Below are 25,105 nucleotides of genomic sequence, written 5' to 3'. Positions count from 1 at the left end.
TTTATTTTCCTTTAAGGATTTTTCTCATGAAAAAAATGAACATGGCTGAAGCAAATACAATCGTTGGCGGTACTGGTGTAACTTGTAAAGATACTTATGAGTGGCTGTCAGGTAGTACTACTTTGACTTGCCAGGCTATTACTACTTGTACTGACAAGCACGGTAAAGTAACTAGCCGTACTGCTACAGCTACCAACATTGCTAACTGCAAATAAGATATAAATTAAGTATTCGTTAATTTTTATCGATATTTAATAGTATCCCAGGCAAGTGCGGGAGGGATTTCTGTACTTGCCTGATTTTTTAAAACTACCATCGATACTTAAATTCAAGAATTTTCGTATTAACTGAATATTAGAAAATTCATTTCTCGGACATAAATGTCATTTTACTCTGTTTATGTCTTACCTGAACTCTGATTGTGAATAGAACTAACTATGTCTACTGAAAAAAATATGTTTAGGAGTAAGGGATTCTTTATAGGCTATACACTGTTGGTTATCCTTATTTCTTCATTGATAACAACCGCCTATTTCCACTATTTCGTCCTCAATCAGGATGCGCAGGAAAGCTTGTTCGCTGTCAGTAGCAGCGACATTGAAAATAGCCCAATCAAAGACGATAAAAGCATTATCGAGATTTTCTCTTATGGCTGCCATTACTGCGCCATCAATGAAGAGAATGTCACCCAATTAGAAAACCGCATGCCAGAAGGGACGCGTTTTATCCGCCTGCATATCAGCAGTGATAAAACTACCGGTTTGGGGCGTTTTGCACCTATTTTCGCCACTTTATCCGTCATGGGTATTGAGCCGCAGCACCGCCAAAACGCATACAAAGCGGTACTGGAAGACAACATTGACCTGAGTGATAACAGCCAGCTCGAAACCTGGCTAAAAGCCAATAGCATTGATGTCGCCAAATATCAGCAAGTCAGCCAATCCGCTGAAGTGAAAGAGTTACTCGCCTATATGACGGCAGTGACTGCGCATTACAAGATAGACGCCACCCCGAGCTTTATTGTCGGCAAAAAATGGATAGCGTTGCAGGACAGGGAATTCCCTGCGTTCTCGGATCATCTCTTGTCATTACTCGAGCACGATAAGGCGCTGGAGAAATAATGAGACTGTTAGCCGTATGGAGCTATTTCGCCTGGAGAAACCAGCTCGATAAGCTGGCTTTGAGTGGGCGGTTACTTGCCCGCGGGCAGGCCAGGCTGGCTTGCTGGCTGTTACGGCACGGTGATTATCGTTTCTTACTGATGCTCGGTGCTTTGCGCCGGGCTTTAGGCTTGATGCCAAAGCGACAGAAGAATCTGGCGCGAGTGGCGGCGGCCAACAGCCAGTGTTTATTGAATGGTGACAATAGCCCATCAGCACAGAATTTTATGCGTACCGCCCAGCGCCGTCAGGTATTGGAGCTGGCGGCGACTTATGGCCAAAACCGGCGGGTTTTAGCTCAGTTAGCAGCATGTACTCAGCAGTTAGATAGCCAGGTTCGTGCACTGCATGAGGCCGGTTCACCGGTTATTTTAGCGCCGCTGCATATGGTTTCTGATGTGCTCGCCGGCATGGTGGGGGCTAATGCTTATCCGGGGCAGGCGACCGTGGTGGTATCAGCCAGTGCCGAGGCGTATGAAGAGCAGGCGCGGCAGATGGGCGGGGTGAATATTTCCTATTGTTCCATCCATGCTGACAGCCGTGCAATCGCCGGTAACCTGATGGAAGGCATCATGGAAGCGGCCGAGCATAAGCGCAATATTATGATTTTCCCGGACATTACGCCGGATTACACCGTCAATAACCAGATGGCTGAAACGGCAAAAATACCCTGCCAATTGTTCAACCGCCCAGCCAATTTACACAGTGGCATTATTCGCCTTGCCAGAGCACTTTCAGCGCAGGTGGTTTTTTATTATCTGTACTACGACAAAGAAATAAAAATAAATATTTATCCTGCACTTAGCGCGCGAGAAGTGAAAAGTAAATTACCCGAATTGATTGAAACATCAATGACGCAACATCCGCAAGATTGGCTGTTATGGCACTCACATTCGTTATTTTTTATTAACGAATAATGGCACTCATAAAGAATAGTAGAAAATGGAAAAGATAATCCCGACCCAAGTTTTTCAAAGCGAAACCAATGAATGCGGTTTAGCCTGTATTGCGATGCTGGCACAGACGCAAGGCATCAACGCGCCGTTGGAAAGCTTACGGGAGCGTTATCCTGCCTCGGCGCATGGCACGTCATTGGCTACGCTTTGTACTATTTTATCTGAATTGGCGATACCCGCTTACCCTGTGGTGTTTGAACATCAGGAGCTGTCTGCCTTACCGCTGCCCGCCATTCTGCATTATGGCGCGAACCACTACGTGTTACTTGCTTACCGTAAAGGCAACTATGTCTGTGTGATGAATCCGGCAATCGGTCAGCAGTTGTTGCCAATGGATGCTTTGAAAGCGGAAATTAGCGGTTATGCCTTGGTGTTGGATCCAGAAACACCGGCAGACCCAGAGGCGGTGAAGAAAATTGAACACAGTACGCGATTAAGCGCACTGGACTGCATGAGCTTGAAAGAGACCGCCAGTGTTCGTGGCATCTACTGGCTGATGACACTGGCATTTTTGATCTCGCTGACACTGTTTATCATGCCGACCATGGTCAGTAGCGCCATTAATGACGTATTTTCTTCCGCGGGTGATAAAGACTTCCCCTATTTCTATTTCCTATTGGCTTTTGTGGTCTCAACGTCACTTGCTTTTTGCGTACGATACATCACCGAACGTTATATCAAACACTTTGTGGTGCTAAATAGTGTCGCCGGCTTCTCCCGTTTGCTCAGTCATTCGCTTAACTTTTTTGATAAACGCGCACCGGGTGATATTTTCAGCCGCTTCTCCAACTGGCAAATGGCGGCTACGCAAAAAATAGAACTGGATAACGGCCTGCGTACCGACTGGATAATTGGTGCTATTGCGCTGGCGGTGATGTGCTATATGAGTCCGGTGCTGGCGATGGTTTCTGCCGTCGGCGTGTTGCTGATGGGGCTTATCAGTATTTGGGCCATCTACCGTGACCGTTATTACACCCAACAGTTACAAGTAAAAGGTGCTGAGCAAAGTGATTTTATTCTGGAAACCATTCAGGGATTTTCCACTATTAAATCAGCCGGTTTGGCCAGTCAACGCCAAGGGGTGTTTGCCGGTCTGGCACTTTCATTATTCAGTGCGTTACAGAAGAAGAAAATTTACGATCAGGTCAAAAATAGTCTGTATCAACTGATCGGCAGCCTGGAAATGGTGTTCTTTATGCTGCTGGCGTTGCCGTTGTTGAAGCAGGGGACGCTGAGTTTGGGGGAATTCTTTGCCTATAGCTTTGTCCGTGAGATCTTTACCTCGTATATCACCAAGATCTTCTATGCGATTTTGCAGAAAAACCAACTGCATGTCATTGATATCCGTGCCCGTGATCTGTTCCCTGCCGGGCAGGCAACACCCTCAACCAGCAGTTCACCGATTCCGCAGGCGATCCCGGCATTTACCCGCCAATTGGTCTATCAGAATATCCGTTTTGCCTATGACGCCAGTCAGCCGGTATTGCGCAATTTGTCGCTGTCACTGACGCGCGGGCAAAGTGTGGCGATCATCGGGGAATCTGGTGCGGGCAAAAGTACTTTGTTGAAAGTGATGGCGGGGTTGATGCCACCACAGCAAGGGCAGGTATTGGTGGATGGGAAGCCGGTAGATTTTCAGCAGGCCCATGCCTTGTTCTTCCTGCAAAGCCAGGAAGATATCCTGTTTAATGCCTCGGTATTACAAAACATCACTTTGTTTGATGGGCATGTCGATGCTGAAAAACGTCAACGTATTGAACGTTCACTCCAAGGGCTGCAATTAACCCCGGTTATCGATAAGTTGCCCGGTGGCCTCAGCGCTTTGGTACGTGAAAGCCATGCCGCACTCTCTTTAGGCCAGCGTCAGCGGTTATTGCTGGCCAGAGCGATGTACAGCGATTGCCCGGTATTGGTGTTAGATGAACCTACAGCCAATCTGGATGAAGACACCGCCCATCAGGTGATGCAGACCTTATTGGCACATTGCCGGGAATATCAGAAAACACTGATCACCGTGACACACAGTGAAAGTGTCTTACCCATGTTTGACAGTGTTTTCCGCTTAAATGACGGTCAGTTGGCGCGTTTTGCGCAATCTGCGGCATTAAGCCGCCTGACACCGGTTGCAGGTTAATCATGCGTATAAACATAGTGAACAACAGACCACGGTTACTCCTGATCCTGCTTATTACACTGCTGTTAGTTATCGGCGGTGGGGTAGTGCTGTGGTTATCTAATAGCGAGCAGGACGTACCGCAATTAACCGAAACTATTGGTCGCGGTGATATCGAACGAAACGTCATGGCAACCGGCAGCTTAAAACCCTCATTGCAGGTGAATGTTGGCGCACAGGTCAACGGACAGCTAACCAAACTCTATGTTAAACAGGGCGATCGCGTCACTCGTGGCCAATTGTTAGCTGAAATAGACCCGACCTTGCAGCAAAACGAGTTACGTAAATCGGAAGCTGAATTACAGAGCGCGCAGGCACAAAAGCAGGCGAGCCAAGCGTTGTTACGCCAATATCTACTTGAATTTCGCCGTCAACAGACTTTGGCAACGGAAGGTTCTGGTGTGAAAAGTGCGCTAGAAAAAGCGCAGGCGCAATACGACAGCCAGTTAGCACAATTGCACGTTAACGAAGCGCAAATTGTGCAAAGCCAAATGTCACTGCAAACCGCCAAAGCCAATCTGGGTTTTACCCGCATCATGGCGCCGATTGACGGCGAAGTACTGGGGATTGTCACCAAAGAGGGGCAAACCATTGTTTCCTCGCAAACTGTGCCGACAATTTTGGTGCTGGCGAATGTCGATACCATGACGGTTCACACCCGTATTTCAGAAACCGATATTCTCAAAGTCAGCGTTGGGCAGCCGCTATGGTTCTATGTGGTCGCTGACCCCGAGCGCCGCTATGAGAGCCGGATGGATGCTATTCAGGAAGCGTCGGCAGAAAGCTTACGCGAAGAGAGTTCCGGCACATCTAACAGTCAGCAACCTTCTGCCGTCTATTACAACGGCATATTCAGCATTGCCAACCGTGAGCGACTATTGCGCACATCAATGACGGCGCAGGTATTCATTATCACCGCGCAGGCGAAAAATGTGTTGCGAGTACCGCTGTCAGCGCTGGGGAGTCAACAGTCAGATAAACGCTATCAGGTTCAGGTCATCCAAGGCAAACAAACGGTGGTTCGTGAGGTATTGCTCGGTCTGCGTAATGATCAATATGCCGAAGTAAAAGAAGGATTACAGCCAGGTGATCAGGTGGTGCTAATGGGTGCACCTTCGGGAGTCACCAATGCGCGCTAATACCGTTGATTCTCCATGTCCGTTGATCGAACTTAATGGCATTTATCGCCATTTTGCGTCGGGTAGCCAATCGGTCGCGGTCCTTAAAGATATCTCGCTGTCTATTGGTAGCGGCGAAATGGTGGCGATCATCGGTGCTTCCGGGTCAGGTAAATCGACGCTAATGAATATCATTGGTTGTCTTGATAAGCCAACACAGGGGGAGATGTCGATTCATAACATCTCTACCCGGCAGGCCAGCAGTGAGCAACTGGCGCAATTAAGAAGCCAGTACATCGGTTTTATTTTTCAGCGCTACCACCTGATGCCATATCTGACGGCAACGGAGAATGTGGTCATTCCGGCACTTTACACTGCTATGCCATCTGCTGAGCGTCAGGAGCGTGCGACCTATTTATTGCGCCGCTTAGGTCTTGGTCAGCATCTGTTACACAAACCAGCACAGCTCTCGGGCGGGCAACAGCAGCGTGTCAGTATTGCCCGCGCTCTGATGAATGGTGCCGGTATTATTTTGGCCGATGAGCCGACCGGTGCGCTCGACAAAGCCAGTGGGCAAGAGTTGATGGGAATATTGCATGGCCTGCATCAGTCCGGCCACACCATTATTATCGTGACCCATGATCGTAATATCGCTAATCAGGCCCAGCGCATTATTGAGATAAGCGACGGTGAAATCATTGCTGATCGCCATAATGAGGCATCTGAGACAGAGGCTGTTCACGCCGCGTTACCCGCCACACTGGCAACGGGTCGGCCACACTGGTGGTTGAGTGTCAGGGAAGCTATCAAAATGGCCTGGCGCTCACTGCTCGGGCATCGCATCCGTGCTTTCTTATCGATGTTGGGCATCATTATCGGCATCTCATCGGTGGTCTCTTCCATGGCGGTGGGCGAAGGTGCGCGTCAAGAAATTCTAAGTGAAATCAGTCAACTGGGTACCAGTAATCTGGATATTCGTCCCGGATTGGGCTGGGATAAACCGCGCCCTGATTTTGAGCGCGCACTCACGCAGGCAGATGTGGCATTACTTAGCCAACAACCCTATGTCGATAGCTTGTCACCGGTGGTGAGCAAGATGGTTGCTGCGGTGCGTGGCGACAAACAAGTGATGATTTCGCTCTCTGGGGTCAGTAACGGTTTCTTTCAAGTAAAAGGGCTGAGTTTTACTGTGGGCGATGGTTTTACCCAGCACCACGTCAATGCGCGTGAGCCGGTGGTTATCTTGCAACCTGAGCTCAGTGACACCCTGTTTGCTGTCGGGGAAAATCCGATTGGCGAAATTGTTCAACTCGATGGTATTCCTCTGCGGGTGATCGGGGTCGCCAAGCGTAATGGTTCGTCATTTGGCGGGTTATTGGCCGCCTGGATGCCTTATACCTCACTCACCGAGCGCATTTCAGGTGATATTCCACTCGAATCAATCACCGTGCGGGTACGTGAGGGTTACAACCTGAATGAGGTGCAGCGCGAGGTTGAAACGCTGCTGGATATGGCCCACGGCCAGCGGGACTTTTTCATTCTGAGCAATGACCAGATGAGCAAAGCGATTCAGAAAACCTCTGATTCGATGACATTGTTAATCACCTCCATTGCCGCGATTTCGTTGCTGGTGGGTGGGGTCGGGGTGATGAATATTATGCTGGTGTCGGTGACTGAACGGACCCATGAAATTGGTATTCGCTTGTCAGTTGGTGCTCGCCCCAGCGACATCATGATCCAGTTTCTGATTGAGGCGGTGGTTATCTGTACTCTCGGCGGCTTGATTGGGATTATCGGTTCGGCACTGGCGGGGGTGATTTTCTCGTGGGTTACCCAAGAATTTACCCTAATTTTCACCTGGCCGCCGTTAGTGCTGGCGTGCAGTTTCTCTGCGCTTATCGGGCTAGGGTTTGGTTTTTTCCCGGCGCGCAATGCCGCCCGTTTGCACCCAACCGAGGCACTGGCACGAGAATGAGCAGACTGATTAATGTAGGACTTATCATGCTGCTGTTAACCGGCTGCGGTTCATTACTGAAAAGCGATTATCAGCGCCCCATGCTGTCGGTTCCCGAGGAGTGGCGGGTTAAAGATACCGGCGGGGGTTACCTGCATCACAGTGTGCACTGGTGGGAAAATTTCGATGATCCACAACTGTCTGACAGCATCAGTCGCATGTTGGTCAGTAATAATGACTTAGCTGCTGCTGGCCTGAAATTACAGCAGGCGCGCCTGACGGCAGGGCTGACCAATACCAATTTGACACCGGATATCACCATGACCGGTGCGGGCAGTAATACCCGTTCGCTGAATGAAAATACCCAGCCGCGAGAAAGCTATAGCACCTCGCTTGGTCTGAGTTACGAGCTGGATTTGTGGGGCAAACTGGCCCGCGCCCGTGAGCAATCTGCCTGGCTGGTCAATGCGACCGAACAGGATCGACAAGAAACTGCGCTGTCACTGATTGGGACCACTGCGGATATCTATTGGCAGATTGCTAAATTTAACCAGCAGTTGGGCTACCAACAGGCGGCGTTGGCTATTTCGCAAGATACGCTCAACATTGTGCGCTCGCGTCTGGCGGCGGGGGATGCCAGTGAAATTGAACTATTGCAGGCACAACAAGCCCTGCTGGATAGACAAAATCAGTATCAAAATCTCGAACAACTGCGGGAAGCTGCACGTAATGCCATGGCACTGCTGTTTAACCGCGCGCCTGATTATCGTCAGGCCGAACGCAAGTCATTGGATTTACAACAGCAAGTTGCGATAGCGGAAAGTTTACCGTTACAGGTGATTGCTCAACGGCCTGATGTGCAGGCTGCCGAATGGCGCTTGCGTGCAGCCTTGGCCGGATCTGATGTTGCCAAGCTGAATTTCTACCCGACCCTTTCGCTAGGAGCGAGTTTAGATGCCGGCAGCGCGGTGTTTTCACAATGGTTTAGCAACCCGAGCCGGACACTCAGTGTCAACAGCGCACTGCCTTTCCTCCAGTGGAACACTGTGCAGCTCACCATCGAGCAGTCAAAGCTGGAAGTGAAATTGGCGGCCGTTGATTTTCGCAGCAAGGTTTATAGCGCCTTGAAAGATGTCGATGACGCGATGACGGCACGGCTGAGCTATCAGCAACAAAAACAGAATCAGTGGCAAAACTTGCAACTCAGCCAACGTCGGCTAATCCTGACCAACAGCCAATATCAAGCCGGTGCCGTCTCATTTCAGACCTTACTGGATGCGCAGGATGCCCTGCTGACCAGTGAAACCAATTTGCTCGAACTTCAATATAACTACCTAAATGCCACCATGAAACTGTGGTTGGCACTAGGGGGTGGTGTTGATAACAGCAGGGAAAGTAAAGGAATTAAATCATGACAAATACAAATAAACAGCGCCGCGTGGTGGTAACCGGCTATGGCAGCGTGACCCCGATGGGCATGACGGCACAGCAGAGCTGGGCGGCGATTATGGACTATCAATTGGGTTATCGTTATTACGATAAATCTGAGCAGGGTATCAAGTCGCGCTTTTTTGGTTTGCTTGATGCTGAGCCGAATCTGAAATCAGTGCCTGCGGCTATCCGCCGCCGCCTACCGCGTTATGCCCGTTTGGTACTGGCGGCAGCGAAAGAGGCGATGGGGATGGCCTTCGCCGAGCAATCTCCCGAGGCTCATTATGACTTGTTGGACTGCGGAACCATCATTGGTAGCGGTTGGGCGGGGCAGGATGAAACACATGATAACTATGAAGGTTATCTGGCAACCGGGCTGGGTACGCCTTTTGGCTGCTTCCTCTCAATGCCTAATGCGGGCACTGCGGCGTGCAGCCTGTACTGGGGGTTACGCGGCTATCAGAACTCCCCGATTGCTGCCTGCGCTACCGGGACCATAGCCATCGGTGATGCATTTGAAATTATCCGTAGTGGTCGGGCGTCAATGATGCTGGCAGGGGCGGGTGAATCATTGCGCAGCGATGCCGCAGTATGGAATATCGATATTCTGGGTGCACTGGCGCGCGAGCAAGACGATATCACCAAAGCCAGTTGCCCGTTTAGTTTGGATCGCAACGGCTTTGTGCTGTCTGAAGGTGCGGCGGTACTGTGCCTGGAAGAACGAGAAGGTGCGATTGCACGCGGTGCGACCATCCTCGGTGAGATCAAAGGTTACGGTAACTACTCTGATGCATTTGATTTCACCGCACCGGCGGAAGATCGGGTGGCGCGGGTGAAGACTATCCGTCACGCCTTGCAACAGGCCGGTTTGAGTGCTGATGAGATTGATTATGTGAACTTGCACGGTACCTCGACCCAGCTTAACGATCTCAATGAGACTCAGGCCATTAAACAGGCCTTTGGCGATGCGGCTTATACCACGCCACTGTCCAGCACCAAATCTTATTCCGGCCATCTGATTGCGGCGGCGGGCAGTTTTGAATCCATTATCTGTCTTCAAGCGCTTGAGCATCAGATAATGCCCGCCACCTGTAATTTGAAAAATGCTGATCCACAGTGCGATCTTGATTACATCAGCGAGGGGCATCGACCTAAAGTACTGCGCAATACCCTAAACCTGAGTTTCGGTTTTGGTGGCGCCAATGCCGCCTTGGTTATCGGGCTGGATTGAGCATGATATTCAACTACACCCTCAGTGATGCACAGCGTTGGGCTGCGTTTTCCGGCGATTACAATCCGATCCATTTTGATCTGCAACATGCACAACGGTTCGGCCAACAGGCACTTACCGTACATGGTATGCGTGCGATGTTAGATATCAAATATCAGCTCAGTGCTGGGTTATTACCCTGCTTGCCTGCAACGGATTTTCTGCGTTTTAACACCCGTTTACGTCAGCCGGTTCTGTGCAACACCCCCTACTACCTGCAACTCGAGCAAGGGGCAGGGCAAGCCAGTGGCAATCTGGTGGATATTGGCAGCGGCGAAAACTGTTTTAACAGCAAATTGCGCAGCGCACCGGCGTTGGTATTGTCAGAAAGCGAGCATTGGTCGGTCCTCTCGGCGGATAACCTTCATCAGTTAAGTCAACAGTATCCAGGAGATGCCACGCAACCATCTGAATGTTGGGGGTTTTTCGATGCATTGCTGTTTAAATTATTAGTCGCCGCCCCACAAACACTGGCCACCGCTAAACAGGTGTTACCGGGCATTCAGGCTGACACCTTGATTGATGTCTTTAAGCATGTGCCAGTCATCCAGACTCACCATGACGTGCATTTCAGTGCTGAATTTATGGGCGTCAATAACCCAAATTTATTTGTCCGTGGCGCATTGCGCTACAGCATCGAGCCAACACTTATTGTCGGTAATGCCGATGATGGGTGGGTATTGCGCGCCGCTATTCAGGCCCGCTTAGATGCTGGGGCATTAATTACCACCGCTGTAACATTAAAAACGTGGCCATTAGCCGCGCACTAAATAAGGATAAGACCATGGAAAAGTATCAACACGTCTATGACACCGTTTGTGAAATGTTATCTGACGCCAAAGATCTGGAAATGTCGGCATTGTCACCGGATATGCCGCTGCATCAGCTAAAACTCGACAGCCTTGATTATGTCGAACTGATGGTGCTGGCAAAGCGCGAATTCGGGGCGACGCTGAATGCGGAAATGTTTATGGAAAATCCAGATATGACTTTAGGCGAGCTTTGCCAGAAGTTGGCAGAACAGAAGAAATAATATTATGAGTAGGCAATGGGTATTAATTACCGGTGGCAGTCGTGGTATTGGCCGTGCTTTGGTCGAAGAACTGGCCAAAGAGTGGAATGTGGTCTTTACCTGGCGCAGTGGTGAGCAACAGAGTCACGATGTGATAGCAAGCTGTGCGGGCCTGCCCGGCTGGGTAACCCACTATCGTTGTGATGGTAGCGACGAAGCGGATGTCGACCACCTCGCGCCACAACTGCTGGCGAAGTATGGTGCGCCCGGCGCGGTAATCCATAATGCGGGTATTACTGGTGATGGCCTGCATATTCAGCAAAATGGCGATAACTGGCGCAATGTGATGAACACCAATTTGAACGCTATCTTCTATTGGAATAAGCACCTATTGCCGCCGATGATCATGCAGGGCGAGGGCGCAGTTTTGCTGATGTCGTCGGTAACCGCTAGCAAAGGCAATATCGGGCAGAGCGCATATGGTGCCAGTAAAGCCGCAATGATTGGCCTTGGCCGCTCATTGGCGCTGGAGATGGGACGTTTTGGTATCCGGGTTAATTGCCTGCTGCCGGGGATAATCGACAGCGATATGACGCGCGCGATGCCTGCCGATGCCTTAAAAGGCTTGCGTAAACAGATACCACTACGGCGTTTAGGTGATGCGCAAGAAGTCGCCCGTGTCAGTGCTTTTATGATAGGCAATGACAGCCGCTATATGACCGGGCAAACACTGGTATTGGACGGCGGATTGACCGCCTAATTCAGGTTGCCTGTTCAAATGCACTTGGCCTGATCCCATCCTGAATTTCGTATGGATGGCGGGCAAAATCCCACTTTTCGCGGTGTTGTTATCCACGTATTTGTCGGGTAATCGGGGGGCCAGCCCCCCTTTATATCGTAGGTCGACATATCGTAAGTCGACACAGGATAACGGCGGTTACACCCAACCCTTGGTGCGGAACATTTTTAGTACCGAGACAAAGGCCATCATCTCTTCCGGCGTCCCTAACGTGAGGCGGTTCCAACCCACCGCGGGGGGAAATTCACGCCCGACAAACACGTGATATTGTTTCATGCGGTTTTGATAGGTTTTCACATCCCCGTTCACCTGATGAAAAACAAAGTTCGCCTGCGACGGAACATAGGATAATTTCAGTTCGTCCAGGGTCTGAGTAACAATTCGACGCGCCTGATCGGCTGACTGGCGGCTGTATTGTACAAAGGCTTTGTCTTGCAACGAGGCTAAAGCCGCCGCTGCGCCGGCGGTATTGGTGTTATCCAGCGAAACAAAGTTTTCCACCGCGGCTATCAGTTCTGGATGCGCGATACCATAACCTACCCGAAGGCCCGCTAGCGCGTAAATTTTGGAGAATGTCCGAGTAACCAACAGATTTTTTTGGCCGGCTTGAACCAGCCCGATAGCACTGCGAAATGCAGGATCGCTGACAAACTCGGCATAAGCCTCGTCGATGATAAACAAGGTTTCCGGTGAGGCATTTTTAATCCAGGCTTCAATAAGGTTTGCCGGGGTAATGGTCGCGGTAGGGTTATTCGGATTACACAGATAGACGATTGAACGCCCTTTGAAGCTGGCGACTTTCTGCTGCATTACAGGCAGGTCAAATGCCATTTCTTTGGTCAAAACGACTTTCTCAATGGGAATGCCAAAAGGCTTGGCATAGAGTTCGGCGTAGTTAAATGTAGGGTCCGGCACCACGAGCTGGATTGGTGTATTCGCAAGTTCAGCCTGGCGGATAACCGCTTGAATGACTGCCTGAATCGTCTCTGATGAGCCATTCCCCAGCGAGATATTCTCAGTTTTGAGTTGATATTGTGTGGCGATATTAGCAATCAATTGTTCGCGGGCAGCATCGGGGTAGCGAAATGCAGTCGGCAACGCGGCGATAATCGCCTGATGCGCTTTGGGTGACATTCCTAACGAGTTTTCATTAAAATTCAACAGCAGTGGCTGCTGTTCAGTAGGGAGCAGCGGTTGTGCGTTTATCTTAGAGCTTTTGGCCTGCGCCGTTGAAATAAAGTTACCCAGTGTTAATCCGCCCAGTAATAGACCGGATGATTTTAAAAGTGTACGACGATCCATGCTAACTTCCCCTGTATACCCCTTTACTTGTAGTTATAGGTGTATTAGCGACGTTCACTCACCCGAATGGCTTACTGACGTAAGTTGAACTGGATTAATGAGCCTTTTGAGATTCACCCTACGGGCATGGCATACATGCTGTTCAAATCAGTTCATAACCGATTTTCCCTTCATCTACCGCTCACCTGCAACTACAACTTCTTTGGGTATAACGCTCTGTTACATTTAGTTATAAGTGGGATGAGCATAGCCTGAGGCCTTATTTTTAAGCAATATCTTTTATCATAAACTCATTTTTTACCAGTAACTTACAAGATTATTCTTATCACTATCGGCGAATTCAATTTAGTTTGGGCTATTGGCTATTCATGGCGAAGATATCCGTTACCAAATGGATAATAGCCCCTCAACATCCAGCCGGTATTGCGGGGGGGAATACTCGTTATTGACGCGGAATATATCCCCCTATCGGCCTTTCCCGACCCGTCATCGTGATGCTGCTCACAATAATTTGTGCAGTTGCCTAAAAAAACACGTCTTTATTGCCAATTTTGCAGCCAATCTCCTAATGACTAATGCAGGGTTATCTTCAATACTGGTAAGGTGAAATGACATTCCATTTAAATAGATCCGATGTTTTATTATTTTAAGTGAGTTAAATCATCATAAAAAATAGGGGTTTACTGCGTTAACTGACCAGAGACTCAATGAATTATAAAGGCAGGTAATCAGGTGAAAATAATATCAGTAGATGTAACCGTTTTTTCTTATCCGACCCGACGTGTTTCTGATACCGCAGGGCATTCGCATCCAGGCGCAGAGTCCTTAGCCAAAATGGCCATGCTGACGCTGACCACTGACGAAGGTGATTGCGGTTATGCATTTGCACCACCGGAAGTGATTCGCCCGCACATCGTCAATAGCTTCTTTAAAAAAGTTCTGATTGGGCAAAACCCGTTTGACCGCGAACGGTTATGGAATGATCTGGTGCATTGGCAGCGCGGCAGTGCCAATCAGTTAACCGACCGGGCGCTGGCCATTGCCGAGCAAGCCATTTGGGATTTGTTGGGGCGCAAACTGGGTCAGCCAGTCTATAAATTGCTGGGCGGATATCGCGACAAAGTATTGGCTTACGGTAGCACCATGTGTGGTGATGAGTTAGCTGATGGATTGTCGACCCCGGATGAGTATGCGCGTTTTGCCGAGCAACTGGTCGCCCGTGGCTATAAGGGGATTAAGCTGCATACCTGGATGCCGCCAGTCTCTTTTGCGCCAAGTCCGCAGATGGATGTTCGTGCTTGTGCGGCGGTGCGTGAAGCCGTCGGCCCGGATATTGCTCTGATGCTGGATGGCTACCATTGGTACAGCCGCAGTGATGCTCTCTATATTGGTCGCGAACTGCAAAAACTTAATTTCAGTTGGTTCGAAGAGCCGATGGAAGAGCAGAGCATGGCCTCTTACTGCTGGCTGCGGGAAAACCTGCAAATTGACATTATCGGACCTGAAAGTCTGGCCGGTAAATACTTTAGCCGTGCTGATTGGGTGAAGGCCGGTGCCTGCGATATTTTACGCGCTGGCGTCCAAGGCGTGGGCGGTATCACACCTTGTCTGAAAGTGGCTCATCTGGCGGAATCGTTCGGCATGGATTGTGAAATCCACGGCAATGGTGCGCCGAATCTGGCGGTAGTCGGTGCAATCCGTAACTGTCGTTGGTATGAGCGTGGGTTGTTGCATCCATTCCTGGATTATGACGAGCCTGCCGCGTATCTCAACAGCATCATTGACCCGATGGACAGTGATGGCTATGTCTCTCTGCCGACGAGAGCAGGCTTGGGCGAAGATATTAATTTCGATTATATCGCCGCCAATACCCTTAGTGCTTGAAGCCGCGGCAGTGCGAGCTGCCTACCTGCGACTCCAATCACTTTGGGGATAACTCTATTGTATCGACCTATAAAAACAAGCATTCAGATCTAGCCTTTTCTTACCGGAGATGGTCCATGAACGCGATAATAATAGTAAGAACACTCCTCCTTACCCTACTGATCACCCTGACGTCGACCGGCGTCAGTGTCGCTAAAACACCCGATGACCAACTGATTGTTGGCATGAATATGAATAACCTGCTGTCGCTCGATCCGGCAGCCATGACCGGCAATGATGCTGTCGCTATCATTGTTAACCTGTACGACTCTTTGGTGGAACTGGATCCACACACTCCCAGTAAGGTACTGCCCGGCGCTGCCACCGAGTGGAAAATCAGTGACGACGGCAAGTTGATCACCTTTACATTGCGTGAGGGTATGAAGTTTCACTCCGGCAATCCCGTGACGGCGGCAGATTTTGCCTGGTCGATGAACCGCTTGATGCATCTGAATCTGGCACAGGCCACCACCTGGAAATCCTACGGTTTTACCGCCGATAACGTGGAGCAATTGATCCGCGCCAAAGATCCACTGACGGTCGAAATTGAGTTACCGAAACCCACCGATCCCAAGCTGGTAATTTATTCATTAGGTACCTTAGGCAGTGGATCGATCCTTGATCGCGCCACCGTCATGCAGCATGAGAAAAACGGTGACTGGGGTAATGGCTGGCTGACCACCAATGAAGCTGGCTCCGGCCCATTCAAACTGGATGTTTGGCAGGCAAAAGATGTGTTACGTATCAGCCGGGTAGATAATTACTGGCAAGGTGACGCCAAAATGAAGCGGGTGATATTCCGCCACATGACTGAGTCGCAGGCGCTGCGCTTAATGATTGAAAAGGGCGATATTGATATCGCCAGCGGGATGTCGGTACCGGATATCAATGCACTGAAAAGTAACCCGCAAATCCAGGTTGATGAGGTCCAGCGCGGCACTATTTATTATGTCGCGATGAGCCTGAAAGAGCCGCATTTCGCTAACCCTAAAGTACGGGAAGCGGTGCGCTACCTGGTTGATTATGATGGTATTAATAAAACGATTATGCCGGGTTATGGCATCTTCCATCAGCGGCCAATCCAGAAGGGTATGGATGTCACGCTACCGGATCCCGGCTACAAGTTGGATGTGGCTAGAGCTAAAGCATTGTTAGCAGAAGCCGGCTATCCCGACGGTTTCACCACCACCCTGCGGGTATTGTCTGATCCGCCGTTTATTAATGTCGCCACCTCGGTTCAATCGACACTGGCACAGGCAGGGATTCAGGCCAAAATTCTGACGGGCACCGGTAATCAGGTGTATGGCGCAATGCGTGATCGTCAGTTCGATATGCTGGTGGGCCGTGGTGGTGGTGGTGTCGATCCGCACCCGCACTCCAGTTTGCGTTCCATTGCCTATAACCCCGATAACAGCGATGCCGCCAAACTGACCAACTTCCAGGGTTGGCGCACTTCATTCTATGATCAACAACTCAACTCGCTGATCGACAACGCGTTAATCGAGAAAGATCCGGCTAAACAGAAGCAGATGTACATTGAAGTTCAGCAGCGTTATGACGCGCTATTCCCAGCCATTTTGCCGATTTCCCAAATGGTTGATTCGGTCGTCGTGCGTAAAGACGTGATGGATTATGTACCACATCCGTCGACCACAACCCGCCTGTTGCAGGTGTATAAGCAGCGTTAAACCGTTGCATGTTGGGGGAGATAGCATGAATGTTTCAGATTGGATGGCGCCACACGGGATCGTACGGCGTTTATCGAAGCGCTTTTTGCAGGTGGCCGTGACCTTATTCGGTTTATTGATTCTTACTTTTATTATTGGTCGGGTGATGCCGATTGATCCGGTACTGGCGATTGTGGGTCAGGATGCGGATCAAAGTACCTATCAGCAGGTCTACCTGCAATTGGGGCTGGATAAACCGCTATGGTCACAGTTCTTTATCTATTTTAACTCACTGATCCACGGTGATTTGGGCAATGCCTTACTCACCGGCCGTCCGGTAGTGGATGACATTATCCGGGTCTTCCCGGCCACCATTGAGCTGGCAACCATGGCGATTCTGGTCGGGGCTGGTCTCGGTATCCCGCTGGGGGTCATGGCGGCAGCACGTCGCGGCAAGTTTGCCGACTATGTGGTGCGGTTTATCAGTCTGGCGGGTTACTCAACTCCGATTTTCTGGGTGGGCATGATGGGCCTGTTGGTGTTCTACGCCTGGCTAAACTGGGTGGGGGGGGCAGGGCGGGTAGATATGGCCTACGACGGTTTAGTTGATCGCCGCACCGGCTTATTGTTGATTGATTCGGCGCTGGCGGGGGAGTGGGAGGTGTTTCGCAGCGCGGCAAACCATCTGGTGCTGCCCGCTACCATTCTCGGTTTCCACTCGCTGGCCTATATCAGCCGTATGACCCGCAGTTTTATGCTGGCGCAGTTGTCACAGGAATACATCATTACCGCCAAAGTGAAAGGATTGTCAGAGTTTCAGGTGCTGTGGGGCCATGCATTCCGCAATATTCTGGTGCAATTGCTGACCGTGGTGGCACTGGCCTACGGCTCATTACTGGAAGGCGCAGTCTTGATCGAAACCGTCTTTTCATGGCCCGGTTTTGGCTCTTATCTGACGGGCAGTCTGTTATTGGGTGACATGAATGCGGTGATGGGCTGTGTATTACTGGTGGGGCTGATCTTTGTTTCACTGAATTTACTGTCTGACATGCTGTATCAGATCTTCGACCCGAGGACGAATCAATGATGCTTTCCTCCGAACCCGATAATGTCGTAGCGCGCCCTGAGATGAAACCTCAGGGATGGAAGCGCGGGCTACGGCGGGTAGTTAATTTCTTCCGTTTGTTAATGGGCAACCCGCTGACGGCTATTGGTGTCGCTATCATCGGTTTGCTGTTAGTGGTGGCATTCTTGGCTCCGTGGCTGGCGACCCATGATCCATTGGCGCAAGATCTCAATAACTCACTACAGGCACCCGGTAGCCAACACTGGTTTGGCACCGATGAGTTTGGCCGTGATCAGTACAGTCGGTTGATTTATGGTGCCCGTACCACGCTGTATATCGTGGCGCTGGTGTCAGTGACTGTTGGGCCAATCGGCCTGTTACTGGGGGTGGTGGCGGGTTACTTCGGCGGTAAAGTCGACAGTATCCTGATGCGTATTACCGATATTTTCATCTCATTCCCGAGCCTGGTGCTGGCGCTGGCTTTTGTCGCGGCATTAGGCCCCGGTCTGGAGCATGTGGTTATTGCTATTACCCTGACGGCATGGCCGCCGATTGCCCGTCTGGCAAGGGCGGAAACCCTCTCTTTGCGTAATGCGGACTTTGTTTCTGCGGTGAAATTGCAGGGCGCGTCGCCACTGCGGATCTTGCTGCGTCACATTGTGCCACTGTGCCTGCCGTCGGTAATCATCCGTATCACCATGAATATGGCCGGTATCATTCTGACTGCTGCTGGTCTGGGCTTCCTTGGTTTGGGTGCTCAGCCACCGGACCCTGAGTGGGGAGCGATGATCTCCAGTGGCCGCCGTTACATGATGGAGTGCTGGTGGCTGGTGACAATTCCTGGTCTGGCGATTCTGCTGAACAGCCTGGCATTCAACTTCCTAGGAGATGGCCTACGTGACATTCTTGACCCCAGAACAGAATAAATCAGTGCCTTTGCTGGAAGTGGATGACCTGCGGGTTAGCTTCGTCAATGGCAAACAGGTGACCGACGCGGTGCGTGGTGTTTCGTTTTCCCTTGGTAAGGAGAAACTGGCGATTGTCGGTGAGTCTGGTTCGGGTAAATCAACGGTTGGCAGGGCGCTGCTCAAGCTGCATCCGGCCAGCGCGCAGATCCACGCTAATAGGTTGCGCTTTGCCGAAGTGGATTTGCTGAACGCCAGTGAAGCCCACATGCGTGAAGTGCGTGGTAAACGTATGTCGATGATTATGCAGGACCCAAAATACTCGCTCAATCCGGTGGTGTGCGTGGGTGATCAGGTGGCAGAAGCCTATCTGGCGCACCATAAAGTCTCGCGACAGGAAGCGCGCGAGCGCGTATTGGCGATGTTTGATGTGGTGCGTATCCGCCAGCCACAAAGGGTGTATCACCTCTATCCGCACGAGGTATCCGGCGGGCAGGGGCAGCGCATCATGATAGCGATGATGCTGATAACCGGGCCGGAAATGGTGATCGCCGATGAGCCAACCTCGGCACTGGATGTCTCGGTGCGTTTGCAGGTATTGGCGATGCTGGATGATTTGGTGCAAGAGCGTGGCTTGGGGCTGATCTTTATTAGTCATGATATCAATCTGGTGCGTAGTTTCTGCGATCGGGTGCTGGTGATGTATGCCGGCCGGGTCGTGGAGTCGATCGCGGCCTGTGACCTTGATCAGGCGCAACACCCCTATACCCGTGGTTTGCTAAATGCATTACCGGATATCGGCAACCGCCGTGATCGCTTGCCGGTTATGGTGCGTGATCCGGCCTGGATGAATGGTTAAGGAGCCTGTTATGTCTGCAAATGCGATGATTGAAATCAATAACCTTAACCTTATTTTTGGTGAAGGCAGCCAGCAGAATCAGGTGCTGTTTGATGTTAATCTGACGGTGAATAACGGTGAGATTTTTGGCTTGGTTGGGGAGTCCGGTTCGGGTAAAACCACAGTGCTGAAATGCCTGGCGGGGCTGTTTAACCATTGGAGCGGTCAGCTAACCTTGAATCAGATCCCCCTGGCACACCGGATTGAGCGTGAGCGCTGCCGCCATGTTCAGATGGTGTTTCAGGATCCCTATGGTTCGCTGCACCCGCGTCATACCATCGAATACATTTTGTCTGAGCCACTGATTATCCATGGCATTGGTGATCGCGACCAACGGATCGACACTATTTTAGATAAAGTGGGCCTCAACCGGCAGTTTCGCCAGCGCTATCCCCATCAGCTCTCGGGTGGGCAGCGCCAGCGCGTCGCCATTGCGCGGGCATTGATTCTCGAGCCGCGGGTATTGCTGCTGGATGAACCGACCTCGGCTCTGGATGTGTCGGTGCAGGCAGAGATCCTTAATCTGCTGGCTGAGTTGCAACAGCGGGAGAAGCTAACCTATCTGATGGTAACTCATGATTTGGGGGTCATTGCTCACCTTTGTCATCGGGTCGCGGTGATGCAACATGGCCGGATTCTGGAAACACTGAACACTGAGGATTTGACCACTGACTGCGAAAAAACCGCCTATACCCATATGCTGGTAGATGCCAGCCGCCACTATAGCCGTGATTTGGCGCAAAAAGCCGCCGAGATGTCGTAATAGCCTCAGGCGCTTCTGTGAGGGAGCGCCTGTACCTTAGGACTCATCAGCCATCTTCTTAAGCCACTGAATAAACGCGTTAATCTTTGGCCATTGCCGGTCGGATAATGTTGAAATGTAATAGCGTTGTTCACATCTGACTTCCATGTCGGGGAACGGCATAATCAACTCTTGGTTTTCCAACCGTTTGTTGACCAGCTTTTTACGGCCCATCGCCACCCCAACGTGATTTATGGCTGCGATAATCGCTAAATCGGAGCGATCAAACCCCATGCTGCGCTGGGTAGGATCAAGATCAAAACCGATTTGCTGACTCCAGCTATTCCACTCACTGCGATCGGAGTCATAGCTCCAGGCTTGCCGATCGTGCAGTAAGGTGCACTGCCGCAGATTGATCAGATTGCCGTGTAACTGATGTTTTTCCGCATATTCCGGGCTGCATACGGGGACCATTGATTCATCCATCAGGTGCTGATATGACAGTTTCTCCGGCGTTTTATCATCGAAATAAATCGCTAAATCAATGCCGCCGCCCTGAAAGTTAACATTCTCATTACCGGTCAGAATATTCAGGCTAATGGCAGGATAGCGATGGGCAAAGTCCGCCAATTTCGGTACCAGCCAACATTGGGCGATGGATGGCCGGGAATAGACGGTTAATGTACCGGACAACTCCTGATTTTTTATCTCCAAAATTTCCTGATTCAGGTACTCCAGCGACGATTTAAGCACCCAAAAGACACGTTCTCCCTCGCCGGTTAGCTCCACTTTACGATGAAAACGCTGGAACAGTTTGAACCCTAACTCCTCTTCCAAACTATTGATCCGGTGGCTAACGGCACTGGGGCTGATGGATAACTCATCAGCCGCCAGCGCAAATGAGCTGTGCCGCGCGGCAATTTCAAAGGTATAGAGTTTGGATAGCTGATAACCATTAAGCAGCTTATTACGAGTGATATAGCTTTTTTCCGGGTACATGGCGGCGGCTCAGACAATCATTTTTGACTAAATAGCATACCGTATTTATTGCTGGAGCAGACATTTAGGGTTATCTAATGTGATGCAAACCTGAATAAATCATAAAACTTTGACCAATATTACATGTTTGGGTCAATCCAGTTCATCTTAAGCTTGGTTTTCATCATTTGTCAGCCCCGGCTAATTCTTATTCAATAGTGATAGAACTTATTATTAGATGAGGTTGGCTATGGACTCACAAATATGGGTAGTGGGTACGTTATTATCAAGTATCATTATTATCATCTTCACCATTGTAAAACTGAAAATACATCCTTTTCTGGCGCTATTATTAGCCAGTTTTTATGTCGGGCTATTAATGGGCATGAATCCCATTGAGATGGTTAACTCCATTGAAAGTGGGATTGGCGGGACGCTGGGCTTTTTAGCCGCAGTGATCGGGCTGGGCACCATTTTAGGCAAAATGATGGAGATTTCTGGTGCGGCAGAGCGCATCGGTATCACCTTACAACGTTGCCGCTGGCTATCACCTGATGTCACGATGGTGTTAGTTGGATTGATCTGTGGCATTACGCTATTTGTTGAAGTGGGGGTGGTGTTATTGATTCCACTGGCTTTTTCCATCGCAAAAAAGACCAATACCTCGCTATTAAAACTGGCAATCCCGTTGTGTACGGCGCTAATGGCCGTTCACTGTGTGGTGCCACCGCATCCGGCAGCCATGTATGTCACCAATGCCTTAGGGGCTGACATTGGCACTGTGATTGTCTACGGGCTGGTGGTTGGGCTGTCAGCATCATTAATTGGTGGGCCGTTATTCTTGCGGCTAGTGGGTAATCGACTGCCCTTTAAAGCGGTACCGCAAGCGTTCTCTGAAATTAAAGTGCGCAATGAAGATGAATTGCCATCTTTGGGTGCAACCCTATTTACCGTGTTACTGCCCATTATTCTGATGTTGGCGAAAACCGCCGCAGAACTGAATATGGAAAAAGGCACTCCGCTATATTCAGTATTATCGTTTATCGGTAACCCCATTACCGCCATGTTTATTGCCGCATTTGTGGCCTACTACATGCTGGGCATTCGCCAAAATATAGGTATGAGTACGCTGCTGGCTAAAACCGAAGATAGTTTCTCCTCGATTGCTAATATCCTGTTGATTATCGGTGCCGGTGGGGCATTTAACGGCATATTAAAAGCCAGTGGTTTGGCAGATACGCTGGCGGTGATTTTATCTAATCTGGATATGCACCCGATTCTACTGGCCTGGTTGGTGGCATTGATTCTGCATGCGGCGGTTGGCTCGGCTACGGTAGCAATGATGGGGGCGACGGCGATAGTGGCACCGATATTACCGATGTATCCCAATGTCAGCCCGGAAATTATCACCTTGGCGATTGGCTCTGGTGCCATTGGTTTCACCATCGTCACTGACTCGCTATTCTGGTTGGTAAAGCAATACTGCGGTGCCACCCTTAATGAGACATTTAAATATTACACCACCGCGACTTTTATCGCCTCGGTGATCGCATTAGGTACTACCTTCCTACTTTCTTACATCATATGACCGAAAAGAGACATGCTATGAAACACACTGAAATTGATAAATTGATTACCGACTTTCCTTTGGTCAAAAAGCTTATCAATTTAGAGGAGGTCACTTGGTTTAACCCGTTATCGACCATATTGGCAGAGGGATTGCCGTATGTCGGATTAACGCCGTGGGATGTGGCGGATGCCGAGGCACGGCTGCAACGTTTTGCGCCCTATCTGTGTCAGGCATTCCCTGAAACACAAAAGACTCACGGTATTATTGAATCTGATATCGTGGCGATTCCCACCATGAAAGAGACGTTGCAACAGCGATACGGCGTTGAAATTAGCGGTCGACTGTTATTAAAAAAAGATAGCCACCTGCCGATTTCTGGTTCGATTAAAGCGCGTGGCGGCATCTATGAAGTGTTAACCCATGCTGAAAAATTGGCGCTACAGGCTGGGCTATTGGCCGAAACCGATGATTACAGCAAACTGTTCTCAGATGATTTCCGCCAATTTTTCAGCCAGTACAGTATCGCGGTGGGGTCTACCGGTAATCTGGGGATGTCGATTGGCATCATGAGTGCCAAGCTGGGGTTCAGTGTCAGTGTGCATATGTCTGCCGATGCGCGTGAATGGAAAAAACGTAAACTGCGTGAACACGGCGTAAATGTGGTTGAGTATGCACAGGATTACGGCGTGGCGGTGGCACAAGGGCGCAAAGAGGCAGAATCTGATCCGAATTGCTTCTTTATCGACGATGAGAACTCGCCAACACTCTTTCTTGGCTACTCGGTGGCAGGCAGTCGGCTGAAAAAACAGTTTGCCGAGCAGCAGATTGTGGTTGATGAAAACCACCCGCTGTTCGTTTATCTGCCTTGCGGGGTTGGTGGCAGCCCCGGTGGTGTTGCTTTCGGCCTGAAGCTAGCGTTTGGTGACCATGTGCACTGTATTTTTGCCGAACCAACCCATTCACCTTGCATGTTGTTGGGGGTGTACACCGGCCTGCACGATGGTATTTCCGTGCAGGATATCGGTATCGACAACATCACCGCCGCCGATGGTTTGGCGGTAGGGCGGGCATCAGGGTTTGTTGGCCGTGCGATGGAGCATTTACTGGACGGTTTCTATACCTTAAGTGATGCTGAGATGTACGATCTGCTCGGCTTGCTAAATCGCGATGAAGGTATTCAGTTGGAGCCTTCGGCACTGGCTGGAATGCCGGGTGCAGCGCGGGTAAGTCAGTGTTCTGACTATTTAAGTAATAACCATTTTAGTGCTGAGAAAATGCAGAATGCAACCCATCTGGTTTGGGCTACCGGCGGTGGGATGGTACCTGCCGAAGAGATGAAAAAATATCTCGCAACAGCGAAGATTTGATTTCATGAGATGATAACAATATAAAAACGGGGTAAATGATTACCCCGTTTTTATATGGGGGATTATGTTATCGGCTGGGCGTCGCCAGCGATATCTGTACTCTCAGCCCTTGAAGGTCTGAAAATTGTTCTCCCAGACGCTCAACCCTATATTTATATTGGCACCATCAATTGGCTATTAATGATAGTGACTATATTTCTGGCTGTATTCTTTAAATCCTCTGAAAACCTGGCTGCAGCTTACGGTATTGCAGTGTCGTTAACGATGTTGATGACGTCTGGTTTGTTATTTGTCGCTATGCACAAGATATGGCGTTGGAGTTTACCAACCAGCATGTTAGTGGCGGGGGGATTTCTTATTATCGATACCAGCTTTTTAATCGCTAATCTTATCAAAGTGTTGGACGGCGGTTATATCCCGCTGCTGCTGGCGACCGTGGTCTGTACAGTCAGGTGGTAGAGATTAGCCGGCGGGTCGCTATCTAGCCAATTAAAAGCCGCCAGCGTAAAATTTTCCACTGGCGGTTGAGTATGTTACTGCGGTTTAACGTTTAGCCCTTACTGCCCCGGGCGGCAATAATCGTATCGGCGACATTACGTGGTGCCTCAGCATAGTGCTTGAACTCCATGGTATAGGTGGCACGGCCTTGCGACATGGAACGCAGCACGGTGGAGTAACCGAACATTTCGGATAACGGCACTTCTGCGCGGATAATCTTCCCGCCGCCAATCATCTCTTCCATGCCTTGTACCAAGCCACGGCGAGAGGAAAGGTCGCCCATCACATTACCGGCGTACTCTTCCGGTGTTTCTAC

General features: G+C 50.2%; 21 protein-coding genes and 2 pseudogenes. 20 read left to right on the top strand and 3 right to left on the bottom strand.

Features of this window, described 5'->3' with window-relative positions:
- Positions 1–26: 26 nt before the first annotated feature.
- The 11 genes from V2A85_RS10935 to V2A85_RS10885 all read left to right on the top strand — a co-directional run bounded on the left by V2A85_RS10935 (position 27) and on the right by V2A85_RS10885 (position 11,834).
- Positions 27–215: a DUF4762 family protein gene (locus V2A85_RS10935; protein ID WP_372558073.1), complete on the top strand. Its 189-nt coding sequence runs from the start codon at positions 27–29 to the stop codon at positions 213–215.
- A 279-nt stretch (positions 216–494) separates the two neighbouring features.
- The gene (locus V2A85_RS10930; protein ID WP_372559827.1) at positions 495–1,121 is read left to right on the top strand and encodes a DsbA family protein; all 627 of its coding nucleotides are present in this window, start codon (positions 495–497) and stop codon (positions 1,119–1,121) included.
- On the top strand, positions 1,121–2,077 hold the full coding sequence (locus tag V2A85_RS10925) for an ABC transporter (protein WP_372558074.1): 957 nt from the start codon (positions 1,121–1,123) through the stop codon (positions 2,075–2,077). Before V2A85_RS10930 ends, V2A85_RS10925 begins: the two co-directional genes overlap by 1 nt.
- A 25-nt stretch (positions 2,078–2,102) precedes the next feature.
- Positions 2,103–4,250, top strand: coding sequence for a peptidase domain-containing ABC transporter (locus tag V2A85_RS10920; RefSeq protein ID WP_420071416.1), 2,148 nt, complete (start codon positions 2,103–2,105; stop codon positions 4,248–4,250).
- 2 nt (positions 4,251–4,252) lie between these two features.
- Positions 4,253–5,428, top strand: a complete 1,176-nt coding sequence (locus V2A85_RS10915; RefSeq protein ID WP_420071415.1) for an efflux RND transporter periplasmic adaptor subunit — start codon at positions 4,253–4,255, stop codon at positions 5,426–5,428.
- Positions 5,418–7,382, top strand: coding sequence for an ABC transporter permease (locus V2A85_RS10910; protein ID WP_420071414.1), 1,965 nt, complete (start codon positions 5,418–5,420; stop codon positions 7,380–7,382). Before V2A85_RS10915 ends, V2A85_RS10910 begins: the two co-directional genes overlap by 11 nt.
- A complete protein-coding gene (locus V2A85_RS10905) occupies positions 7,379–8,776 on the top strand; it encodes an efflux transporter outer membrane subunit (RefSeq protein ID WP_420071413.1) in 1,398 nt (465 codons plus the stop codon). The genes V2A85_RS10910 and V2A85_RS10905 overlap by 4 nt, the downstream gene beginning before the upstream one ends.
- Positions 8,773–10,023, top strand: coding sequence for a beta-ketoacyl-[acyl-carrier-protein] synthase family protein (locus V2A85_RS10900; RefSeq protein WP_372558079.1), 1,251 nt, complete (start codon positions 8,773–8,775; stop codon positions 10,021–10,023). The genes V2A85_RS10905 and V2A85_RS10900 overlap by 4 nt, the downstream gene beginning before the upstream one ends.
- 2 nt (positions 10,024–10,025) lie before the next feature.
- The gene (locus V2A85_RS10895; protein WP_372558080.1) at positions 10,026–10,832 is read left to right on the top strand and encodes a hypothetical protein; all 807 of its coding nucleotides are present in this window, start codon (positions 10,026–10,028) and stop codon (positions 10,830–10,832) included.
- Positions 10,833–10,846: 14 nt separating this feature from the next.
- A complete protein-coding gene (locus tag V2A85_RS10890; protein WP_042568505.1) occupies positions 10,847–11,095 on the top strand; it encodes an acyl carrier protein in 249 nt (82 codons plus the stop codon).
- A 4-nt stretch (positions 11,096–11,099) separates the two neighbouring features.
- A complete protein-coding gene (locus V2A85_RS10885; protein ID WP_420071412.1) occupies positions 11,100–11,834 on the top strand; it encodes an SDR family NAD(P)-dependent oxidoreductase in 735 nt (244 codons plus the stop codon).
- 177 nt (positions 11,835–12,011) lie between these two features.
- On the opposite strand, the gene V2A85_RS10880 is transcribed toward V2A85_RS10885, so the two are convergent.
- Positions 12,012–13,175, bottom strand: a complete 1,164-nt coding sequence (locus V2A85_RS10880) for a pyridoxal phosphate-dependent aminotransferase (protein WP_420071411.1) — start codon at positions 13,173–13,175, stop codon at positions 12,012–12,014.
- A 732-nt stretch (positions 13,176–13,907) separates the two neighbouring features.
- Here V2A85_RS10880 and V2A85_RS10875 point away from each other — a divergent pair.
- The 6 genes from V2A85_RS10875 (at position 13,908) to V2A85_RS10850 (ending at position 20,397) form a co-directional block, all read left to right on the top strand.
- Positions 13,908–15,059 carry a mandelate racemase family protein gene (locus tag V2A85_RS10875; RefSeq protein WP_372558083.1) on the top strand — a complete coding sequence of 384 codons (1,152 nt, stop codon included), beginning with the start codon at positions 13,908–13,910 and terminating at the stop codon, positions 15,057–15,059.
- Between the two features lie 224 nt (positions 15,060–15,283).
- Positions 15,284–16,786 carry an ABC transporter substrate-binding protein gene (locus tag V2A85_RS10870; RefSeq protein ID WP_372559828.1) on the top strand — a complete coding sequence of 501 codons (1,503 nt, stop codon included), beginning with the start codon at positions 15,284–15,286 and terminating at the stop codon, positions 16,784–16,786.
- A 25-nt stretch (positions 16,787–16,811) separates the two neighbouring features.
- Positions 16,812–17,852 carry an ABC transporter permease gene (locus V2A85_RS10865; protein WP_420071410.1) on the top strand — a complete coding sequence of 347 codons (1,041 nt, stop codon included), beginning with the start codon at positions 16,812–16,814 and terminating at the stop codon, positions 17,850–17,852.
- A 41-nt stretch (positions 17,853–17,893) separates the two neighbouring features.
- Positions 17,894–18,757, top strand: coding sequence for an ABC transporter permease (locus V2A85_RS10860; RefSeq protein WP_072088690.1), 864 nt, complete (start codon positions 17,894–17,896; stop codon positions 18,755–18,757).
- Entirely contained in the window at positions 18,720–19,595 is an 876-nt protein-coding gene (locus V2A85_RS10855; RefSeq protein ID WP_372558084.1) for an ABC transporter ATP-binding protein, read from the top strand. The genes V2A85_RS10860 and V2A85_RS10855 overlap by 38 nt, the downstream gene beginning before the upstream one ends.
- A 25-nt stretch (positions 19,596–19,620) precedes the next feature.
- Positions 19,621–20,397, top strand: a complete 777-nt coding sequence (locus V2A85_RS10850; protein WP_083163844.1) for an ABC transporter ATP-binding protein — start codon at positions 19,621–19,623, stop codon at positions 20,395–20,397.
- A gap of 36 nt (positions 20,398–20,433) precedes the next feature.
- Here V2A85_RS10850 and dsdC read toward each other — a convergent pair whose 3' ends face one another.
- The gene (gene dsdC, locus V2A85_RS10845; protein ID WP_372558085.1) at positions 20,434–21,375 is read right to left on the bottom strand and encodes a DNA-binding transcriptional regulator DsdC; all 942 of its coding nucleotides are present in this window, start codon (positions 21,373–21,375) and stop codon (positions 20,434–20,436) included.
- Between the two features lie 229 nt (positions 21,376–21,604).
- On the opposite strand from dsdC, the gene dsdX reads away from it, so the two are divergent.
- From dsdX to V2A85_RS10830, 3 genes and pseudogenes are all read left to right on the top strand, one after another.
- Positions 21,605–22,942, top strand: a complete 1,338-nt coding sequence (gene dsdX, locus V2A85_RS10840) for a D-serine transporter DsdX (protein ID WP_420071409.1) — start codon at positions 21,605–21,607, stop codon at positions 22,940–22,942.
- A gap of 17 nt (positions 22,943–22,959) precedes the next feature.
- Positions 22,960–24,291: a D-serine ammonia-lyase gene (locus V2A85_RS10835; RefSeq protein WP_420071408.1), complete on the top strand. Its 1,332-nt coding sequence runs from the start codon at positions 22,960–22,962 to the stop codon at positions 24,289–24,291.
- Positions 24,292–24,441: 150 nt separating this feature from the next.
- A pseudogene (locus V2A85_RS10830) lies at positions 24,442–24,732 on the top strand (KUP/HAK/KT family potassium transporter); the annotation flags it as partial.
- A 109-nt stretch (positions 24,733–24,841) separates the two neighbouring features.
- Here the strand turns inward: V2A85_RS10830 and fusA are convergent.
- Positions 24,842–25,105, bottom strand: a pseudogene (fusA, locus tag V2A85_RS10825) (elongation factor G); the annotation flags it as partial.

It is taken from the genome of Yersinia sp. 1252 StPb PI (genome assembly GCF_048593885.1).
GTDB lineage: Bacteria > Pseudomonadota > Gammaproteobacteria > Enterobacterales > Enterobacteriaceae > Yersinia > Yersinia enterocolitica_E.
The sequence above is the reverse complement of the archived record's forward strand: the minus strand, read 5'-3'. Positions and strand labels throughout refer to the sequence as shown.

What these genes read in the sequence shown, in the direction of transcription:
- V2A85_RS10910 (WP_420071414.1), top strand. Translation starts at nt 5,418, where the DNA reads ATGCGCGCTAATACCGTTGATTCTCCATGTCCGTTGATCGAACTTAAT.
- V2A85_RS10855 (WP_372558084.1), top strand. Translation starts at nt 18,720, where the DNA reads ATGGCCTACGTGACATTCTTGACCCCAGAACAGAATAAATCAGTGCCT.
- V2A85_RS10860 (WP_072088690.1), top strand. Translation starts at nt 17,894, where the DNA reads ATGAAACCTCAGGGATGGAAGCGCGGGCTACGGCGGGTAGTTAATTTC.
- V2A85_RS10870 (WP_372559828.1), top strand. Translation starts at nt 15,284, where the DNA reads ATGAATATGAATAACCTGCTGTCGCTCGATCCGGCAGCCATGACCGGC.
- V2A85_RS10835 (WP_420071408.1), top strand. Translation starts at nt 22,960, where the DNA reads ATGAAACACACTGAAATTGATAAATTGATTACCGACTTTCCTTTGGTC.
- V2A85_RS10890 (WP_042568505.1), top strand. Translation starts at nt 10,847, where the DNA reads ATGGAAAAGTATCAACACGTCTATGACACCGTTTGTGAAATGTTATCT.
- V2A85_RS10920 (WP_420071416.1), top strand. Translation starts at nt 2,103, where the DNA reads ATGGAAAAGATAATCCCGACCCAAGTTTTTCAAAGCGAAACCAATGAA.
- V2A85_RS10885 (WP_420071412.1), top strand. Translation starts at nt 11,100, where the DNA reads ATGAGTAGGCAATGGGTATTAATTACCGGTGGCAGTCGTGGTATTGGC.
- dsdX (WP_420071409.1), top strand. Translation starts at nt 21,605, where the DNA reads ATGGACTCACAAATATGGGTAGTGGGTACGTTATTATCAAGTATCATT.
- V2A85_RS10900 (WP_372558079.1), top strand. Translation starts at nt 8,773, where the DNA reads ATGACAAATACAAATAAACAGCGCCGCGTGGTGGTAACCGGCTATGGC.
- V2A85_RS10935 (WP_372558073.1), top strand. Translation starts at nt 27, where the DNA reads ATGAAAAAAATGAACATGGCTGAAGCAAATACAATCGTTGGCGGTACT.
- V2A85_RS10895 (WP_372558080.1), top strand. Translation starts at nt 10,026, where the DNA reads ATGATATTCAACTACACCCTCAGTGATGCACAGCGTTGGGCTGCGTTT.
- dsdC (WP_372558085.1), bottom strand. Translation starts at nt 21,375, where the DNA reads ATGTACCCGGAAAAAAGCTATATCACTCGTAATAAGCTGCTTAATGGT.
- V2A85_RS10850 (WP_083163844.1), top strand. Translation starts at nt 19,621, where the DNA reads ATGATTGAAATCAATAACCTTAACCTTATTTTTGGTGAAGGCAGCCAG.
- V2A85_RS10880 (WP_420071411.1), bottom strand. Translation starts at nt 13,175, where the DNA reads ATGGATCGTCGTACACTTTTAAAATCATCCGGTCTATTACTGGGCGGA.
- V2A85_RS10865 (WP_420071410.1), top strand. Translation starts at nt 16,812, where the DNA reads ATGAATGTTTCAGATTGGATGGCGCCACACGGGATCGTACGGCGTTTA.
- V2A85_RS10925 (WP_372558074.1), top strand. Translation starts at nt 1,121, where the DNA reads ATGAGACTGTTAGCCGTATGGAGCTATTTCGCCTGGAGAAACCAGCTC.
- V2A85_RS10915 (WP_420071415.1), top strand. Translation starts at nt 4,253, where the DNA reads ATGCGTATAAACATAGTGAACAACAGACCACGGTTACTCCTGATCCTG.
- V2A85_RS10905 (WP_420071413.1), top strand. Translation starts at nt 7,379, where the DNA reads ATGAGCAGACTGATTAATGTAGGACTTATCATGCTGCTGTTAACCGGC.